This is a genomic window from Streptomyces sp. NPDC048734 (assembly GCF_043198675.1).
GTDB lineage: Bacteria > Actinomycetota > Actinomycetes > Streptomycetales > Streptomycetaceae > Streptomyces.
This window is the reverse complement of sequence record NZ_JBICUZ010000001.1, coordinates 17,673-35,981: the sequence shown is the minus strand read 5'-3', so window position 1 is coordinate 35,981 and position 18,309 is coordinate 17,673. Positions and strand designations below refer to the sequence as shown.

The window sequence follows — 18,309 nt, the reverse complement described above, 5'->3', positions numbered from 1 at the left end:
GGGTGCGCGCGTGAAGTTCACCGACGGCTACTGGTTGCTGCGCGAAGGCGTCACCTCGGCGCACCCGGTGGAGGTCCTCGACGTCGACACGCCCGGGGGAGGCACGCTGGAGATCCACGCGCCGACCCGGCCCATCCGCCACCGCGGCGACCTGCTGAAAGGGCCGGTCGTGACGATCACCGCGCACACCCCGATGCCGGACGTCATCGGGGTGACCCTCACCCACTTCGAGGGCGGGCAGCCGCTCGGGCCGGAGTTCGAGCTCACCGGGCGGGAGACCGCCGCCCGCACCGAGTACGACGACGAGCACGCGACCCTCACCTCCGGGTCGCTGTCGGTCAGGGTGGCCCGGACCGGGCCGTGGCACGTCGACTTCCTGGCCGACGGCCGGGTCCTGACCTCCAGCGGCACCAAGGGCATGGGCATCATGCGGGACGGGACCGGCGCCCACTACCTGCGTGAGCAGCTGGGCCTCGGCGTGGGCACCAGCGTGTACGGGCTCGGCGAGCGGTTCGGGCCACTGGTGAAGAACGGGCAGGTCGTCGACATCTGGAACGCCGACGGAGGCACGGCGACCGAGCAGGCCTACAAGAACGTGCCCTTCTACCTCACCGACGCCGGTTACGGCGTCTTCGTCGACCATCCGGGCAAGGTGTCCTTCGAGGTCGGCTCGGAGACGGTGTCCAGGGTCCAGTTCAGCGTCGAGTCGCAGCAGCTGACGTACTACGTCGTCCACGGGCCGTCCCCGAAGGAGATCCTGCGCAAGTACACCGCCCTCACCGGGCGTCCGGCCCTCCCGCCCGCCTGGTCCTTCGGGCTGTGGCTGTCGACGTCGTTCACCACCTCCTACGACGAGGAGACGGTGACCTCGTTCATCGACGGCATGCGGGAGCGCGAACTCCCGCTCTCCGTCTTCCACTTCGACTGCTTCTGGATGCGCGAGTTCCACTGGTGCGACTTCCGGTGGGACCCCCGGGTGTTCCCCGACCCGGAGGGGATGCTGGCTCGGCTGAAGGAGAAGGGGCTGCGCATCTGCGTGTGGATCAACCCCTACATCGCCCAGCGCTCCCCGCTGTTCGCCGAGGGCAAGGCGCTCGGGCACCTGCTCAGACGCCCCGACGGCGGCGTGTGGCAGTGGGACCTGTGGCAGCCGGGCATGGCCCTGGTCGACTTCACCAGCCCGGCCGCCCGCGACTGGTACGCGGCGAAGCTGGAAGCCCTGCTCGCGCAGGGCGTCGACTGCTTCAAGACCGACTTCGGCGAGCGCGTCCCGGTCGACGTGGCCTGGGCGGACGGCTCCGATCCGGAACGGATGCACAACTACTACACCCACCTCTACAACCGCACCGTCTTCGAGGTGCTCCGCAAGCACCGGGGCGAGGGCGAGGCGGTGCTCTTCGCCCGCTCGGCCACGGCCGGCGGCCAGCAGTTCCCCGTGCACTGGGGCGGTGACTGCGAGGCGACGTACGAGTCGATGGCCGAGTCGCTGCGCGGCGGACTGTCGCTCGGCCTGTCCGGGTTCGGGTACTGGAGCCACGACATCGGCGGCTTCGAGGGCACGCCGACGCCCGCGCTGTTCAAGCGGTGGCTGGCCTTCGGGCTGCTGTCCTCGCACAGCCGGCTGCACGGGTCCTCGACGTACCGCGTGCCGTGGCTGTTCGACGAGGAGTCGGTCGACGTGCTGCGGCTGTTCACCCGGCTGAAGCTCGCCCTGATGCCCTACCTGTACGAGGCGGCCCGCACCGCCCATGCCGAGGGCCTGCCGATGATGCGGGCGATGGTGCTGGAGTTCCCGGACGACCCCGGGTGCGCGCACCTGGAGCGGCAGTACATGCTCGGTCCGGACCTGCTGGTGGCGCCGGTGTTCAGCGACGAGGGGGACGTGACGTACTACGTGCCGGAGGGCACCTGGACGCAGTTCCTGAGCGGCCGGACGGTCACCGGGCCGCGCTGGGTGCGCGAACGCCACGGGTTCTCGAGCGTGCCGCTGCTGGTCAGGCCGGGAGCGGTGATCCCGGTGGGGGCGGTGGACGACCGGCCGGACTACGCCCACGCGGACGGGGTGACCCTGCGGGCGTACCGGCTCGAGCGGGGCGCTCGGGTGACGGTGCGGGCCGGGGACGTGACCTTCACCGTCGTACGGGAGGGCGACACGCTGCGGGCCTCGTCCAGTGATCCTTCGACGCCGTGGGCGCTGGCGGCCGGGGAGCGGGTGGCGCGGGCGGCGGCCGGAACCGGGTTCCTCACGCTGGAGCCGGCGGCCGGGTGACGGTGAGGATCACCGATGTGGCCCGGCACGCCGGGGTCTCCCGAGCACCGTCTCGTACGCCCTGAGCGGCAGGCGTCCGATCTCCGAGGAGACCCGGCGGCGGGTCGGGGCGGGCCGTCGCCGAGCCGGGCTGCCGGCCAGGGCGCGGGCTCCCGCGCCCTGGCCGGCAGCCGCTCCGACGTACTGGCGCTGGTGCCGCCCCGCCTGACGACGCGGGCGAGCACGGGACCGCGCGCTCCGTCCTGACCCCGACGGGCGAGGAGGACAGCAGAGAACCCCGCCTCCCTGAGGAGGCGGGGTTCTCTGTTCACATGGGGTGGTGGAGATGGCGGGAATCGAACCCGCGTCCAACGGTGCTAAATCAGGGCTTCTCCGTGTGCAGTTCGCTGCGATTTTCTCGGCCCCGGCGATCACGCGAACAAGTCGCCGACGGGCCCAGTCACTGTTTGATTTCCCACCGAACCCCGTGACCGGGCTCGATGGTTTAGTCCCCTAGATTATGCCAGGATCCGGGCCGGGAACACTCCCGGGCTGACACCCATTAAGGGTCCTTCACTCACTGCTTATCAGGCAGCGAGGGCGAAGGACTGGGAATCGCGCTTAGAATTGGCGATTATTTTTTGCGACATATGGTTAACGAGATCATTGCCGCTTCCTCGACACGCTTCCCCTGCTTCAACAGCCGCTGTCGAAACCGATCATCCCCATGTTGATTTTTCAATGCCCCCGAGGGGGCGGCTCGTCCCGCTGTGAGGGACTGTCGCCATCGTACGTGACCAACGCGCCGCGATGCCAGCCCATTCCCGCCGGCCGGCCGGTCACCGGGTCCGCCACCGGTCGCCGCGGGTCGTCACCGGTCGCCGCCGGGCCGCTACTGGGCCCGCTGCCTCCGCTTGGCCGCCGCGATCGCGCGGTCCGACTCCCGGCGGTCCTGCTTCTCCCGCAGGGTCTGCCGCTTGTCGTACTCCTTCTTGCCCCGCGCCAGCGCGATCTCGGCCTTCGCCCGGCCGTCCTTGAAGTACAGGACGAGCGGCACGATCGTGTGCCCCGTCTCCTCCGACTTCGACGCCAGCTTGTCGATCTCCTCGCGGTGCAGCAGCAGCTTGCGCTTGCGGCGCGCGGAGTGGTTGGTCCAGCTGCCCTGGCTGTACTCCGGGATGTGCGCGTTGTGCAGCCACGCCTCGTTGCCGTCGATCTGCACGAAGCCGTCGGTCAGCGAGGCCCTGCCCTGGCGCAGCGACTTCACCTCGGTGCCGGTGAGCACCAGACCGGCCTCGTAGACGTCGACGATCGCGTAGTCGTGCCGGGCCTTCTTGTTCTGGGCGACGATCTTGCGCTGGCCCTTGGTCTTGTCCGCGGCCGGCTTGCCCTGCTTCGGCTGGGACTCCTTGGGTACGTACATTGCCTTGTTCATAGTGCGGCCATTTTCGCACCTGAGGGGGCCGTGGGGGAAAGCCGATTACCAAGAGCGCGGGCGGAGGCTCACGAAGCGTCCCCCAGCCCGCCCAGCACGGTCTCCGCCCGCTCCAGCGCCCCGTCGTCCGCCTCCAGGTCCGGAGTGACGCCGGTGCCGTCGACGGTACGGCCGGACGGGGTGCGGTAGTGGCCGACGGTCAGTTCGGCGACCGAGCCGTCGGGCAGCCGGCTCGGCATCTGGACCGAGCCCTTGCCGAAGGTGCGCGAGCCGACGACGACCGCCCGGCCGCGGTCCCGCAGGGCGCCGGTGAGCAGCTCGGCCGCGCTCATGGTGCCGCCGTCGACGAGCGCCACCAGGGGGCGCGTGGTGTCGCCGCCGGAGTCGGCGTGCAGGGCGCGCTGCTCGCCGTCGACGTCGTAGGTGGCGACGAGGCCGCCGTCGAGGAAGGCCGAGGCGGTGGAGACGGCCTCGGTGACCAGCCCGCCGGAGTTGCCGCGCAGGTCCAGGACGATGCCGGAGCCGGCCGGGGCCGCGTCGACGGCGGTGCGGACGGCGTCGCCGGACCCCTTGGTGAACGCGGTGACCCTGATGACGGTGACGCCCCCGGCGAGGGTGCGCACGGTGACCGATTCGGTGGACAGGCGGGCCCGGCGCAGCGTCTCGGTCCACACGCGCGTGCCGCGCTCCAGTCCGAGTCGGACGGTGGTGCCGGCGGGCGCGTCCGTGGTGTCACCGCGCAGTAAGGAGACGACGTCGGTGACCGGACGGCCGTCGACGACACGGCCGTCGACGGCCCGCAGCCGGTCGCCCGCCCGGATCCCTGCGGCGGCCGCCGGCGACCCGGCCTGCACCTTCGTGACCTCGATCCGGCCGTCCCGCTCTCGCCGCGCCTCCAGGCCGACACCGGTGTACTGGCCCTCGAGGGACTCCGCGAACTCCTCGTACTCGCTCTCGGAGTACACCGCAGCCCAGCGGTCCCCGCTGCGGCTGACGGCACGCTCGGCGGCCTCCAGGGGCGATTTTCCGTCGGCCATCGCCTCCTCGGCGGCCCTGGTCACGGCCTCGGGAGGGGTGACGGGGCCGGTGGGGCCGGTGGCGCGGACCGCGTCGGCGGCGGCCCGGCCGTCGTTCCCCGGCAGCGAGCCGGTCGCCGCGCCCGCCACGAGCACGCCGGCGAACACGAAGGTCAGGGCGGCCCCACGGACGAAGCGGCGGGGCGAACAGAGCGGGTCGCGGCCTGACATGGCGGTGAGTCTAGGGGAATGCGAAGGGGGCGTACGGCCCCTTGGCCGTACGCCCCCCTTGGCATGCGTCACACCTTCAGGTACTTGCGCAGCGCGAAGAACGCCGCCAGCGCGGGCATCAGCAGGCTGGTGGCGAGGATGAGCGGAAGCTTGGTCAGTACGGCGTCCCAGCCGACGAAGTTGATGAGGTTGAGCTTCGAGGACAGGGCCATGCCGTGGTCGATGGTGAAGTAGCGGCCGACGACCAGGAAGACGCACGCGAGGCTGCCGCCGATGAGGCCCGCGACGGCGGCCTCCGCGATGAACGGCGCCTGGATGTAGAAGCCCGAGGCGCCGACCAGGCGCATGATCCCGGTCTCCCGCCGCCGGCTGAACGCCGAGACGCGCACGGTGTTGACGATCAGCAGCAGGGCGACGACCAGCATGAGCGCCATCACTCCGAGCGCCGCCCTGTTCATCAGGTTCAGCAGACCGAAGAGGTTGTCCAGGATGCCCTTCTGGTCCTGTACGGACTGCACGCCCTCCCGCCCGTTGAAGGCGGTCGCGATGACCTGGTACTTCTCCGGGTCCTTCAACTTGATGCGGTACGACTCCTGCATCTGGTCCGGCGTGAGGGAGCTGGCCAGCGGGGAGTCCCCGAACTGCTCCTTGTAGTGCTTGTAGGCCTCGTCCTGCGACTCGTAGGTCACCGAGTCGACGACCGACATCTTGCCGAGGTCGGACTTGATCTGCTTCTTCTGGTCGTCGGTCACCGCGCCCTTGGCGCAGTTGGGGTCCGACTCGGCGTCGCTCTTGTTGCAGAGGAAGATCGAGACGTTGACCTTGTCGTACCAGTAGCCCTTCATGGCGCCGACTTGGTCGCTCATCAGGAGCGATCCGCCGAACAGGGCGAGCGACAGGGCGACGGAGACGATGACGGCGAAGGTCATCGTCAGATTGCGGCGGAGACCGACACCGATCTCGGACAGTACGAACTGGGCGCGCATGGCGGGTTGTTCAAGCCTTTCCGTGGACGGTCGCGGTCAGTGCTGGTAGCCGTAGACGCCGCGGGCCTGGTCGCGGACGAGGCGGCCCTTCTCCAGCTCGATGACGCGCTTGCGCATCTGGTCCACGATGTTCTGGTCGTGCGTCGCCATCACCACGGTCGTGCCCGTCCGGTTGATCCGGTCGAGCAGCTTCATGATGCCGACGGAGGTCTGCGGGTCGAGGTTGCCGGTGGGCTCGTCGGCGATCAGCAGCTTGGGACGGTTCACGAAGGCCCGGGCGATGGCGACGCGCTGCTGCTCACCGCCGGACAGCTCACCGGGCATCCGGTCCTCCTTGCCGCCGAGCCCGACGAGGTCGAGCACCTGCGGCACGGACTTGCGGATCTCACCGCGGGACTTGCCGATCACCTCCTGCGCGAAGGCGACGTTCTCGGCGACCGTCTTGTTGGGGAGCAGCCGGAAGTCCTGGAAGACGGTGCCCAGCTGGCGGCGCATCTGCGGCACCTTCCAGTTGGACAGGCGCGCGAGGTCCTTGCCCAGGACGTGCACCTGACCGTGGCTGCACCGCTCCTCGCGGAGGACCAGCCGCAGGAAGGTCGACTTTCCGGAGCCGGAGGACCCCACGAGGAACACGAACTCGCCCTTCTCCACTTCCAGGGACACATCCCTGAGTGCGGGGCGGGTCTGCTTGGGGTAGACCTTGGAGACATTGTCGAATCGGATCACGGATGCACCACGCGTCGCCGGGGGTAGATGAGCGTGACCATACGCGAACCGGGGACGCGTGCGCAGGCAGCGGTCACGGTTGCGTGCGGCTTGTGCGTTTTTGTACGCCCACCGCGGTGTGAGGCAGCTCCTGCCGGGACCCCGCGCTGAATTCCGCGGAACCTGGCAGAGTGGAGGGGAACGTTCGCGTCACGTCGGGCGTTGTCCACGTGGAACCGGTGCAAGGAGGGCGAGCGCATGACGTACGACCGGCTGGTGTGCGCCAACTGCGCCGCGCCCGTGAGCGAGGGCCGGTGCTCGGTGTGCCGCGCGAACCGCGAGCGGCTGCAGCAGGAGAACTTCTTCGCGGGACTGAACCCGATGGCGCTGATCGCGCTGCTGGCCGTGCTGGTGGCCGCGCTCGCGCTGCTCGCCCACCAGACCGCTTAGCCCGTACGACACCGAAGGGCCCGGAGCCGGTCGGCTCCGGGCCCTTCGCGCGTACGTCACGTGCGGGTACGGCTACCCGGCGTCAGGCAGCGGCTGCGCCGCGGCCCTCCACGAGGCGCGGGAGCACCCGGAAGCCGACGCCACCGACGATCATCGTGGCGGCACCGATGATCAGGAAGGTGGTCTGCCCGGCACCGGTCTCGGCCAGCTCCTTGCCACCGCCCTGGGCGACGTTGTCGGAGGTGACGTCCGAGGTGTCGGTCAGCGCGGAGCTGCCGACCGCCTGAGCGGCGGTGCCGTCGGGGGTGGTGCCGTTACCGCCGGTGGTGGAACCGCCGGCCGTCGAGCCGCCGCCCGTGGTGGAACCGCCGTCGGTGGAGCCGCCGGTGGCGGAGCCGCCGCCGGTGCCGCTCGAGCCGCCGTTGCCGCCGGAGTTGCCGTTGGAACCGCCGTTGCCGGAGGTCCCGTTGCTGGAGTTGCCGTTGGAACCGCCGTTGCCGGAGGTCCCGTTGCTGGAGTTGCCGTTGGAACCGCCGTTGCCGGAGGTCCCGTTGCTGGAGCTGCCGCCGGAGTTCGAGGTCTCGCCGGTGGTGGACGTCTCGCCCGTGGTCGAGGTCTCGCCGGTCGTGGACGTCTCACCCGTGGTGGACGTCTCGCCGGTCGTCGAGGTCTCACCGGTCGTCGAGGTCTCGCCCGTGGTCGAGGTCTCGCCGGTCGTGGACGTCTCACCCGTGGTGGACGTCTCGCCGGTCGTCGAGGTCTCACCCGTGGTCGAGGTCTCGCCGGTCGTGGACGTCTCACCCGTGGTGGAGGTCTCACCCGTCGTACCGGGGCAGATCCCGATCGGGCAGGGCTCTTCGCCGTCCTGCGTGGTGACCTCGGTGTTGTCCTCCGTCGAGACCAGGCCGCTGAGGCCGTCCTCGTTGCCGGTGGCCGAAGCCACACCCGCCACCGTCAGCGAGGCGCCCGCGGCGATCACTGCGCCCGCGGCGATGCGCGCGATGCGGACGCGCGTCTTCTTGGTCATAAGGTTGCTACCCCCAGTAGCCGAAATCGTCGATGAGGCCGCGCCGGGGCGGTGATCGACGGGGGTAGCCGGAACTGGCGAGGCCCCCCGGTTCACATGCGCCCCAGAGATACGCATGCCACCGTTCACCCTTACGATTTTCGACAGCATCGTCAAGGCCGTTGCGCACGCAATGTCCAACTCGGCACGCTTTGCCGGACGTTGAAGGTGTGAGTGTGACGTAAAACCCAGACATCCCGGGAAACGCAAGCAAGAGAAAAGGCAACTACCCCCATCGCGAGGGCAGTTGCCTTGTCGACAAAGTTACTTCTCCTGCTGCTTGCGCCAGCGAATGCCGGCCTCCAGGAACCCGTCGATCTCACCGTTGAAAACGGCCTCGGGGTTGCCGACCTCGAAGTCGGTGCGCAGGTCCTTGACCATCTGGTACGGGTGCAGGACGTACGAACGCATCTGGTTGCCCCAGGAGTTGCCGCCGTCGCCCTTGAGGGCGTTCATCTTCTCCTGCTCCTCCTGGCGGCGCCGCTCGAGCAGCTTGGCCTGGAGGACGTTCATCGCGGTCGCCTTGTTCTGGATCTGCGACCGCTCGTTCTGGCAGGAGACGACGATGCCGGTGGGCAGGTGGGTGAGGCGCACCGCGGAGTCGGTGGTGTTCACGCCCTGGCCGCCGGGGCCGGAGGAGCGGTAGACGTCCACGCGCAGCTCGGACTCGTCGATCTCGATGTGGTCGGTCTTCTCGACCACGGGGAGGACCTCGACGCCCGCGAAGGAGGTCTGGCGGCGCCCCTGGTTGTCGAAGGGCGAGATGCGCACCAGCCGGTGCGTGCCCTGCTCGACGGAGAGGGTGCCGTAGGCGTACGGGATCTGCACGGCGAAGGTGGTCGACTTGATGCCGGCCTCCTCGGCGTACGACGTCTCGTAGACCTCGGTCTTGTAGCCCTTCTGCTCCGCCCACCGCAGGTACATCCGCTGGAGCTTCTCGGCGAAGTCGGCGGCGTCGACGCCACCGGCCTCGGCACGGATGTTGACCAGCGCCTCACGGGAGTCGTACTCCCCGCTGAGCAACGTCCGGACCTCCAACTCGTCCAGCGCCTTCTTGACGGCGACCAGCTCGGACTCGGCCTCGGCACGGGCGTCCGGGTCGTCCTCCTCCTCGGCCATCTCGAACATGACGGAGAGATCGTCGATCCGGCCGCGCAGCGCGTCGGCCTTCCTGACCTCGGCCTGGAGGTGGGACAGCTTGCTGGTGATCTTCTGCGCCTCGTCCGGGTTGTCCCACAGGGACGGCGCGGCCGCCTGCTCCTCGAGCACGGCGATGTCTGCCCTCAGCTTGTCGAGGTCCAGAACGGCCTCGATCGACTCCATGGTCGAGGAGAGGGACTTGAGCTCTTCGGATACATCGACGACTGCCACCCCTCCAGCGTAACGGCTCCGCCAAGCGGCGAGCGCCGACGGCCGCGGAGACCCCGGTGAACACCGGCCGGCGTGTCCGGCCCGTCCGGCGTCCGAGGACGAGGCGGTCCGGGCCGACAGGGGGTCCGGGGGCGCGGCCCCAGGTGGGGGGAGGAAGGAGCGACGGGGCGAAACTCCCCGCTCAGGGCGACGCGGGCGCCGAGTTCCCCGGCTCCCCGGGCCCGCCCGCGTCGCCGTCCCCGGACGTGGCGGCCCACGTCCCCACGCCCGCCGCGGCGACCAGCACCGCCGCGGCCACCCCCACGACGATCCGCCGCCGCCGGGTGGCCGCGCGGTTGCGCGCCGACCCCGGCCGCGGCGTCCCCGCCGCGCGGGGCACGCGTGCCGTCCCGTGCGCCCCGCCCGCCAGCTCGTCCGGCGCCGGCACCCGCATCGAGGTGTGCGTGTCCCGGTTGGAGTCCGGCTGGGCCCCGGGCACCAGCGACACGGATCCCCGCCGCCCCCGCCGGTCAGCGTCGGAGGCGACCACCGCCTCCGCGGCCTCGCCCCGCCCCGCCCCCGGCGCGCCCGGCGCGCCGTCCTCCGCCGCCTCGGCGTCCGGCTCGTCCACGTCCAGCGGCGGCATCCCCGCCAGCGACGGCAGCTGCTCGCGCAGCCGGGCGGCCAGCTCGGAGGCCCGCAGCCGGGAGGCCGGTGCCTTGGCCAGGCACTGCACGATCAGCTGCCACAGCTCGTCGGGGATGCCGGGCAGCGGGGCGACGGACTCGGTGACGTGTCGGCGCAGCACCGCGCCCGGATGCCCGCCGCCGAACGGCGTGAAGCCCGCGAGCAGCTCGTAGAGCACGGTGGCCAGCGCGTAGATGTCCACCGAGGCCCGCGGCGGGAGGCCCTCGACGATCTCGGGGGCGAGGTAGTCCGGCGTGCCGATGATCTTCGTGGCGCGGGTGCGCTTGGGGGTGTCGATCAGTTTCGCGACGCCGAAGTCGGTGAGCAGGGCACGGTGCGATCCTCCGGGGCCGAGCGGGCCCTGCATGTCGAGGAGGATGTTCTCCGGTTTGACGTCCCGGTGGACGATCCCGGCCGCGTGCGCGGCGGCGAGTCCTTCGGCGACGTCCGCGACGATCGCCACCGCGGCCTCGGGCGCGAGCCGGCGGTCCCGGTCGAGGCGGGTCCGCAGATCCGTGCCGCGGACCAGGTCCATGACGAGCGCCAGGTCGTTGCCGTCGACCACCAGGTCCCGTACGGAGACGACGTGGGGGTGTTCCAGACCGAGCAGGGCGGTGCGCTCCTGCACGAAGCGGCCCACCAGCTCCTCGTCGGAGGCGAGGTCCTCGCGCAGCAGCTTGACGGCGACGGGACCGTCCGGCCCCTCGCCCAGCCACACCGTGCCGGCACTGCCCCGCCCCAGGATCTGGTGGGCGGTGTACCGGCTGCCGATCTTCCGTGCCAAGGCTGCTCCTACAGACGCGTGGTGCCGACGCTGCGCCGTCCGGGGGCGCTGACGCCGGCGGCCGGGCCGCGGGCCCCCGGCCCTCCGGCCGACCAACCTACGCGCCCCGCGGGGCGATCCTCACCTCGGAGACGGAAATCACCCGCCAGGATTCGACAAATCACCAGACCCGCCCTCGGTTTCCCCGGGCGGGTCCGTCCGTCAGGCTCCGCCGCCGGTCTTCGCGCCGAGGTCGCCGATCCAGTCGCTCACGGTGCCGAACCAGTCGGCGAGCTGCGCCCAGTAGCCCTTGCCGGTGCCGATCCAGTCCTGGAGCGGGGTCAGTTCCCAGATCAGCCAGCCGGCCACGAAGAGGATGACGATCGTGAACAGGCAGCCCTTCAGGCAGCCGAGTCCGGGGATCTTCATCGGGTTGGCGCTGCGCTGCCTCGGTGCGCGCGGCTCCCGCGGCGGGCGTGGCTCCGGCGCGGGCCGCTGCGGCGGCTGCTGGGGCTGCTGGGTGTACCGCCGCGGCTGGGGCTGCTGCTGCGGGGCGTACTGCTGCTGGTGCTGCGGCTGCTGGTGCTGCGGCTGCTGCTGGGGCCGGCCGTAGCCCTGCTGGGGCTGCTGCTGCGGGCGGGGCTGCTGCTGCGGGCGGGCGACCTGCCGCTGGGGGCGGCGGCGCAGCGGGTCCTCGTCCGGGTCGAGGTACTGGACCTGGGTCTGTTCGTTGCGGTCGCGGGCGGCGCGCAGCTGGTTCTGCCAGGGGTGCGGCTCCTCCGGCCGCTGTCCCTGCGGACCGGGTCCGCCGCTCTGGTGCGGCGGTACCGGCGGCAGGACGGCCGTCGGGTCGGCGGCGCCCGCCGGGCCGCCGGTGTGCGGCAGGACGGCGGTGGCGTCCGCGGCGCCGGGCGGGTTGCCGGGCCCGGCGGTGTGCGGCAGCACGCTGGTCGCGGCGTTCGGGTCGTACCCGCCGGCGGGCGCGCCGGGCACGGGCGCGGGCGCCGGGTCGGGTGCGAGGAGGTGGCCCACGCCCTCGGCGGCGGCGATCTGCATCGAGTTGGCGTGCACGCCGACGCCCTCGGCGACGACGCGCAGTCCGCGCGCGAGGTTCTCGGCGCTGGGGCGTTCGTGGGGGTTCTTGCGCAGGCAGCGCTCTATGACCGTCCACAGTGGTTCGGGCACCGTGGAGGGACGGCGCGGTTCGGCGCTCAGGTGCTGGTGGAGGACCTCCAGGGCCGAGCTGCCGGAGAACGGCGGGCGGCCGGTGACCAGCTCGTACAGCAGGATGCCGGCGCCGTAGATGTCGACGGCGGAGGTCTGCGGGCGGCCCTCGGCGGACTCCGGCGCGACGTACGCGGGCGTGCCGACGAACTCGCTGGTGCGGGTGAGGCCCGGGGAGTCGGCGAGGCGCGCGATGCCGAAGTCGGTGAGCAGCGGGTGCATCTGCCCGTCGTTCTGCAGGAGCAGGACGTTGGCCGGCTTCAGGTCGCGGTGGACCACGCCGTCGGCGTGGCTCGCGGCGAGGGCGTCGGCGATCTGCGCGGTGAGCAGAGCGGCGGCGACGGGCGTGAAGGGGCCGTTCTCGCGCAGGTGGCGGTGCAGGTCGGGGCCTTCGACGAGGTCCATGACCAGGGCCAGCAGATCGCCCTCGACGACCAGGTCGCGGACCCGGACGATGTTGGGGTGGGTCAGCCTGAGCAGCACGGAGCGCTCCCGCAGGAAACGCATCACGATGTCGGGGTCGCTCGCGAGTTCTTCCTTGAGGACCTTGATGGCCACGGTCTCGCCGGGCTGGCCGGCCACGGCCGCCTCGGCGCCCGCGGTCTCGCGCTGGCGGGCTCGCCAGACGGTGCCCGTGGCGCCGCGTCCGAGCGGCTCCTCGAGCAGGTACTTGCTGCCGACTGGCCGCACGTCACGCGCTCCCTGCTGCTTGCTTGCCTGTGTTCCGACCCACTGTAGTGCCGCGCTCCCGGCAGAGGGCTGTCGTCTTCCTGTGCTCCCCCTCCTGCGTTCCTCGCACCCTTGCCCACTCCCTCGCGCACGGTCACGCGTCCCGTACGTGTTCGACGGAAAGACGCTCGCCCCGGTCCGTTGGTTGCCGGAGGCGGAGACGACCGGTCCCAAGCGGTCATCCGCGGGTCATCGGTCAGGCACTTTTGCGGGCAGAGCCGACCAATCAAGATCACTTGTCCCTCGGTGGCGGGCGCATTGTCGGTGACAGGTGCGAGGATGCCTGGAGTACTGGCCGACGTGCTCGTGTGGGGTGGGGGAAAGTCCGCGCCCGGGCAGAAGGGACCGCTGACGGCGATGCAGATCCGGCTGACCGTCGTAGACCCGCAGGGCCCGCCCGGGGAGACACGGGGCCGTGCCGCGAACTGCGACGTGCTGGTCACGGCGCCCGCCGGCACGGCTCTGGCCGCGGTGGCGTCCGCCCTGGCCGCGGCGGTCTCCGGGGAGGGGGGCACCGTTCCGTCCGGGGGAGCGCAGCCCGTGCTCTACGCGGGAGCGCAGCGGCTCGACGCCCAGCGCTGCACCCTCGGCGAACCGCCCCTGATCGACGGCGCCGTGCTCTGTCTCGGCGCCCCGGCCGATCCCGAGCCGCATCCGGAGGTCGACGACGCCCCGGCCCGGCTGCACGTGGTGGCGGGCCCGGACGCGGGCGGGGTCCACCTGCTGCACGGCGGCCGGATCCGCGTCGGCCGCTCCGCCGAGGCCGACGTGCCGCTCGACGACCCCGACGTCTCCCGCCTGCACTGCACGGTGACGCTCTCGGCCGACGGCCGGGTCACCGTCGCCGACCTCGGCTCCACCAACGGCACCACCCTGGACGGCACGCGCGTGCAGGGCCGTCCGCTCCGGTTCGCCCCGGGCGCCCTGCTGCGCGTCGGCGAGTCGGCCCTGCGGCTGGCGCCGCCCGGCGGTCCGGGCGCCCGGGTCGCCACGACCCCCGACGGGGAGGGCCACGTCCGGGTGCCGTGCGCGAGCCCGCAGCCCGCGGCCGCCCCCGCGCGCGGGGGTCCCGGCGCCGCGGAGCCCCGTCACGCGCGCGGGAGCGACGACGGCCCCCCCACCGGCCCCGGCACCCCCGCCGCGCCCACCGGCCATGCCTACGGCACGGTCGACTGGCACGGCTCCGCGCCCGCCCACGGCGAGCGGGCGCCGAGGTCCCTCGTGCCGGGCCAGGGCGGCGCACCGCCCGTCGAGAACCACGACGCCACCCACGGCGGCCGCTCGGGCCTCGGCTCCTTCTCCGGCCCCTCCGGGGCGGACGGCCCGTACCGGCCCTCGCCGGACGAGGACGGCGACAGCACCTCCCGCAAGGGCACTCCTCTGCGCGGCACCGAGGTGCCGCAGGGGCTGCGCAGGCGCGGCGGCCTGTCCGCCTGGGCCCGCCGGCTGGCCGGCGGCCGGGGCGGACCGCAGGAGACGGACGGTCCGCAGGCGTACGACGGCCGGCCGGCCGTGACGGAGCCGGAACCGCCCGCCGGGCCGCCGTCCGCCCCGGACACCTGGCCGGACCCGGCCGCCCTGCTGCTGACCGCGCTCGGCCCTGGCCCGCGCCTGTGGGAGCGCGGGCCGGGTCACTCCGAGACGCTCGCCGTCCGGCTGGGCACGGCCGACCGGGTGGCGCCCGACGGGTCGCTGCTGCCCGCCGTACCGGTGACGGCGGGCCTGCGCGAGGCCGGCGCCCTGGGGCTGGCCGGGCCGCGCCCGAGGCTGGCCGGGCTGGCCCGCGCGGTGCTGGCGCAGCTCGCCGCGCTGCACTCCCCGGACCTGCTGGAGATCGTCCTGGTCAGCACCGACCGCGCGCGCTCCGAGGAGGAGCGGGTCGCCGAGTGGTCCTGGCTGGGCTGGCTGCCGCACCTGCGCCCGGGGCACGGCCAGGACTGCCGTCTCCTCCTCGCCCACGACGTCGACCAGGCCGCCGCCCGCGTCGACGAACTGCTGCGCCGCCTGGACGACCGCCTGACGGACGGCGTCACGGCGCCCGCGCCCGTGCCCGCCCCGCCCGGCACGACCCGCCGTCCCTCGTGGGCGGTGACCGACCACGCCGGGGACGGCTTCCCCGGCCCGTACACGGTCCTCGTCGTGGACGGCGACCCCGGCACCGCCGCGCTGCGCGAGGCGACGGCCCGGCTGGCGACGGCCGGCCCACGGGTCGGGATCCACGTCCTGTGCCTGGCCGAGACGGCCGCCGCCTCCCCCGCCGCGCCGGTCACCGACGTGTACGAGGCGGCCTGCGCGGCGGCTTCCGCCTTCCGCGCGTGCGGGGCGGTGGCGCTGCTCAGCGGCGATGTGGCGACCGCGCTGCGGCTGCTGCGGGTCGCCCCCGCCGGGTCGGAGTCCGAGCGGCCGGGCCCCATGGGCCACGGCACGGTCGGTGCCGTCGACGCGGTCTCCGCCGCCTGGGCGGAGCGGTTCGCGCGGGCCCTGGCGCCCCTGCGCCCGGAGACCGCCGCCGCCGGCGGTGGCCGCCCCGCGCGCGTGTCCGCACCGCTGCCCCCGTCGGCCCGCCTCCTCGACGAGCTGGGCCTGGCCCGGGCGACCCCGGCCTCCCTGATGGCCCGCTGGGCCGACGCGGCCGACGACACCGAGGCGCTCGGCGGCCGGACCTCGGTCGTGCTGGGCGCGGGCCCGCGCGGCCCGGTCTGCGTGGACCTGTCCGCCGAGGGCCCGCACCTGCTGATAGAAGGCCCGCCCGGCAGCGGCCGTACGGAGCTGCTGCGGGCGGTCGTCGCCTCGCTGGCCGCCGCCGAGCGCCCCGACCGGCTGGGCATCGTCCTGCTGGACGGCCGGGACACCGTCGGCAAGGCGGGCGCCGGCCACGGCGAGGGCCTGCGGGTCTGCACGGACGTACCGCACGTCACCACGCATCTCACCGCCAACGACCCGGTCCGCATGCGGGAGTTCGCGCAGTCGCTGGCCGCCGAGCTGAAGCGGCGGGCGGAGCTGCTCGGGCGGTCCGACTTCGCCGAGTGGCACACGCACCGCGCGGTGTCCGGCCGGATCGTCCCGCAACGCCAGCCGGCCGGCGGGGGGACCGGCGCCGCGGACCTCGACACCCCGCCCAGCTCCACCCTGCGGCTGCGCCCCGGCGCGGCGGCCCGTCGGCGGGCGGAGGCGGCCCCGCCGCTGCCCCGCCTGGTCGTCGTGGTGGACGACCTGGACGCCCTGGTCTCGCCCGCGCTCGGCTCCCCGGGCCGTCCCGCCGCCGGGTCGGTGATGCGCGCGCTGGAGGCGGTGGCCCGCGAGGGCGAGCGGCTCGGCGTGCACCTGGTGGCCGCCACCGGTCCGGGCGGCCGTACGGCGGAGTCCGAGCCCGCCCGGCAGGCCACCGTGCGGATCGTCCTCGACGCACCGGGATCGGGCCCCGACGAACCGGCCCCCGGCCGCGGCCGGCTCAGGGGCGCGGACGGCCGGCTGACGCCCTTCCAGGGCGGCCGGGTCACCGGCCGCATCCCGCGCACCGCGACGCTGCGCCCCACGGTCGTCCCCCTGGAGTGGCAGCGCATGGGCGATCCGCCGGCCCGCAGACCCGTCCGTGAACTGGGCAACGGTCCCACCGACCTCGCCCTCCTGGCCAGCGCCCTGGAGCGGGCGGCCCGCGAGGTCTCGGCGGCGGAGGTGCCCTCGCTGCTGTGAGGCTGCGTCGAACGGGGGCACCTTGGAGCACCGTCCCCGCGGACTCGGCCCGTCCGGCGCTCGAGGACAAGGCCCGTGCAGGGCCGAAGGGGGAGTCCGGGGGCGCGGCCCTCGGGCTCGGGACGGGAAGGGGCGGCGGGGGCGGAACCCGCCAGGCGGCACCGCCCACGCCCGCCGCGTCCCCGCGTCCCCCCGGAGCGGGACGTAGTCACGAGGCGGTCACGATCGCCCACTTGACACGGCATGCGTACTTGCCGACCCACGGGCGCCCGGCGTAGACCAGTGCACCGGGACAGCGCTCAACGTTCGACGAGGAACGAAGAACGGGGCAGTGATGCGCAGCACGAGCAACACCATCCGCACACGCAGGACCATGAAGGCGGCCGCCGGCGTCCTCGCGGGAGCACTCGCGCTCTCGCTCACCGCGTGCGGCAGCGACGACGACAAGAGCGACGGCGGCGAGGGCACCGGCACCAAGGCGTCCGGCAGCACCCTCACCCTCCCGAAGCTGGACGGCACGACACTGGAGGTCGCGGCCGTCTGGACGGGCCCGGAGCAGGCCAACTTCAAGAAGGTGCTGGCCGAGTTCGAGAAGCGCACCGGCGCGAAGGTCACCTTCGTACCGGCGCAGGACCCGATCATCAACTTCCTCGGGTCGAAGATCGCGGGCGGTCAGCCCCCGGACGTGGCGATGCTGCCGCAGCCGGGCGCCATCAAGCAGGCCGTGGAGAAGAAGTGGGCCAAGCCGCTGGGCGCCGAGGCCCTCGAGGAACTCCGGAAGAACTACTCGCAGGGCTGGCAGGACATCGGCAAGGTCGGCACGGAGCAGTACGGCGTCTACTACAAGGCCGCCAACAAGTCCCTGGTCTGGTACAACGCCAAGGTCTTCGAGAACGCGGGCGCGAGCGAACCCAAGACCTGGGACGAGTTGCTGACGACCGCTCAGACCGTCTACGACTCCGGCGTCACCCCGTTCTCGATCCCCGGCGCGGACGGCTGGCCGCTGACCGACTGGTTCGAGAACGTGTACCTCTCCCAGGCGGGCCCGGAGAAGTACGACCAGCTGGCCAAGCACGAGATCAAGTGGACGGACCCCTCCGTGAAGGAGGCGCTGACCACGCTCGCGCAGATCTGGGGCAAGAAGGACTACGTGGCGGGCGGTGCCGACGGTGCCCTCCAGACGCAGTTCCCGAACTCCGTCACCCAGACCTTCACCGGCGGTGACCAGCCCAAGGCCGCGATGGTCTACGAGGGCGACTTCGTGCAGGTCAACATCGCGCAGACGGACGCGAAGATCGGCACGGACGCGAAGGTGTTCCCGTTCCCGAAGGTCGGCGACACCGTGCCGGTGGTCTCCGGTGGTGACGCGGCGGTCATCCTGAAGGACTCCAAGGGTGCGCAGGCGCTGGCGACCTTCCTGGCATCGCCGGACGCGGCGGAGATCCAGGCGAAGCTGGGCGGCTACCTCTCGCCGAACAAGAACGTCGACCCGGCGGCGTACCCGAACGACGTGCAGCGCAAGATCGCCGAGGCGCTGGTCGCGGCGGGCGACGACTTCCGGTTCGACATGTCCGACCAGGCCCCGCAGGCGTTCGGCGGTACGCCCGGCAAGGGCGAGTGGAAGGACCTCCAGGACTTCCTGAAGAACCCGACGGACGTGGCCGGCATCCAGGCGAAGCTGGAGTCGGACGCGGCAGCGGCGTACGGGAACTGAGCCGGTCATGGC

At 72.7% G+C, this 18,309-nt stretch carries 12 protein-coding genes, 1 other RNA gene and 1 pseudogene; 5 read left to right on the top strand and 9 right to left on the bottom strand.

The annotated features are described in order from the left end of the window. Nucleotides 1–10: 10 nt before the first annotated feature. Together yicI and ACGFQC_RS00130 are read left to right on the top strand one after the other, a co-directional pair. On the top strand, nucleotides 11–2,269 hold the full coding sequence (gene yicI, locus ACGFQC_RS00135; protein ID WP_363088571.1) for an alpha-xylosidase: 2,259 nt from the start codon (nucleotides 11–13) through the stop codon (nucleotides 2,267–2,269). 2 nt (nucleotides 2,270–2,271) lie between these two features. Next, a pseudogene (locus ACGFQC_RS00130) lies at nucleotides 2,272–2,470 on the top strand (LacI family DNA-binding transcriptional regulator); the annotation flags it as partial. Between the two features lie 116 nt (nucleotides 2,471–2,586). On the opposite strand, the gene ssrA reads toward ACGFQC_RS00130, so the two are convergent. The 5 genes from ssrA to ftsE all read right to left on the bottom strand — a co-directional run bounded on the left by ssrA (nucleotide 2,587) and on the right by ftsE (nucleotide 6,642). Continuing rightward, nucleotides 2,587–2,975: a transfer-messenger RNA gene (gene ssrA, locus ACGFQC_RS00125) on the bottom strand. A 165-nt stretch (nucleotides 2,976–3,140) separates the two neighbouring features. Then, nucleotides 3,141–3,671 carry an SsrA-binding protein SmpB gene (gene smpB / locus ACGFQC_RS00120; protein ID WP_363088572.1) on the bottom strand — a complete coding sequence of 177 codons (531 nt, stop codon included), beginning with the start codon at nucleotides 3,669–3,671 and terminating at the stop codon, nucleotides 3,141–3,143. 80 nt (nucleotides 3,672–3,751) lie between these two features. Beyond that, the gene (locus ACGFQC_RS00115; RefSeq protein WP_363088573.1) at nucleotides 3,752–4,930 is read right to left on the bottom strand and encodes a S41 family peptidase; all 1,179 of its coding nucleotides are present in this window, start codon (nucleotides 4,928–4,930) and stop codon (nucleotides 3,752–3,754) included. 68 nt (nucleotides 4,931–4,998) lie between these two features. Beyond that, a complete protein-coding gene (gene ftsX / locus ACGFQC_RS00110) occupies nucleotides 4,999–5,916 on the bottom strand; it encodes a permease-like cell division protein FtsX (protein ID WP_363088574.1) in 918 nt (305 codons plus the stop codon). Nucleotides 5,917–5,952: 36 nt separating this feature from the next. Further along, the gene (gene ftsE, locus ACGFQC_RS00105; RefSeq protein ID WP_067235911.1) at nucleotides 5,953–6,642 is read right to left on the bottom strand and encodes a cell division ATP-binding protein FtsE; all 690 of its coding nucleotides are present in this window, start codon (nucleotides 6,640–6,642) and stop codon (nucleotides 5,953–5,955) included. Nucleotides 6,643–6,879: 237 nt separating this feature from the next. Between ftsE and ACGFQC_RS00100 the strand changes: the two genes are divergently transcribed. Further along, on the top strand, nucleotides 6,880–7,071 hold the full coding sequence (locus ACGFQC_RS00100) for a hypothetical protein (RefSeq protein ID WP_363088575.1): 192 nt from the start codon (nucleotides 6,880–6,882) through the stop codon (nucleotides 7,069–7,071). An 82-nt stretch (nucleotides 7,072–7,153) separates the two neighbouring features. Here the strand turns inward: ACGFQC_RS00100 and ACGFQC_RS00095 are convergent, their stop codons facing one another. The 4 genes from ACGFQC_RS00095 to ACGFQC_RS00080 all read right to left on the bottom strand — a co-directional run bounded on the left by ACGFQC_RS00095 (nucleotide 7,154) and on the right by ACGFQC_RS00080 (nucleotide 12,851). After that, nucleotides 7,154–8,098, bottom strand: a complete 945-nt coding sequence (locus ACGFQC_RS00095; protein ID WP_363088576.1) for a hypothetical protein — start codon at nucleotides 8,096–8,098, stop codon at nucleotides 7,154–7,156. Between the two features lie 303 nt (nucleotides 8,099–8,401). Next, nucleotides 8,402–9,508 carry a peptide chain release factor 2 gene (prfB, locus tag ACGFQC_RS00090; RefSeq protein ID WP_363088577.1) on the bottom strand — a complete coding sequence of 369 codons (1,107 nt, stop codon included), beginning with the start codon at nucleotides 9,506–9,508 and terminating at the stop codon, nucleotides 8,402–8,404. Between the two features lie 181 nt (nucleotides 9,509–9,689). Further along, nucleotides 9,690–10,958: a serine/threonine-protein kinase gene (locus tag ACGFQC_RS00085; RefSeq protein WP_363088578.1), complete on the bottom strand. Its 1,269-nt coding sequence runs from the start codon at nucleotides 10,956–10,958 to the stop codon at nucleotides 9,690–9,692. Nucleotides 10,959–11,159: 201 nt separating this feature from the next. Beyond that, nucleotides 11,160–12,851, bottom strand: coding sequence for a serine/threonine-protein kinase (locus tag ACGFQC_RS00080; protein WP_363088579.1), 1,692 nt, complete (start codon nucleotides 12,849–12,851; stop codon nucleotides 11,160–11,162). A 396-nt stretch (nucleotides 12,852–13,247) separates the two neighbouring features. Here ACGFQC_RS00080 and ACGFQC_RS00075 point away from each other — a divergent pair, with 396 nt between their 5' ends. Beyond that, the gene (locus ACGFQC_RS00075) at nucleotides 13,248–16,583 is read left to right on the top strand and encodes an FHA domain-containing protein (protein ID WP_363088626.1); all 3,336 of its coding nucleotides are present in this window, start codon (nucleotides 13,248–13,250) and stop codon (nucleotides 16,581–16,583) included. 334 nt (nucleotides 16,584–16,917) lie between these two features. After that, entirely contained in the window at nucleotides 16,918–18,297 is a 1,380-nt protein-coding gene (locus ACGFQC_RS00070) for an ABC transporter substrate-binding protein (RefSeq protein ID WP_363088580.1), read from the top strand. The last annotated feature ends 12 nt before the right edge of the window (nucleotides 18,298–18,309 follow it).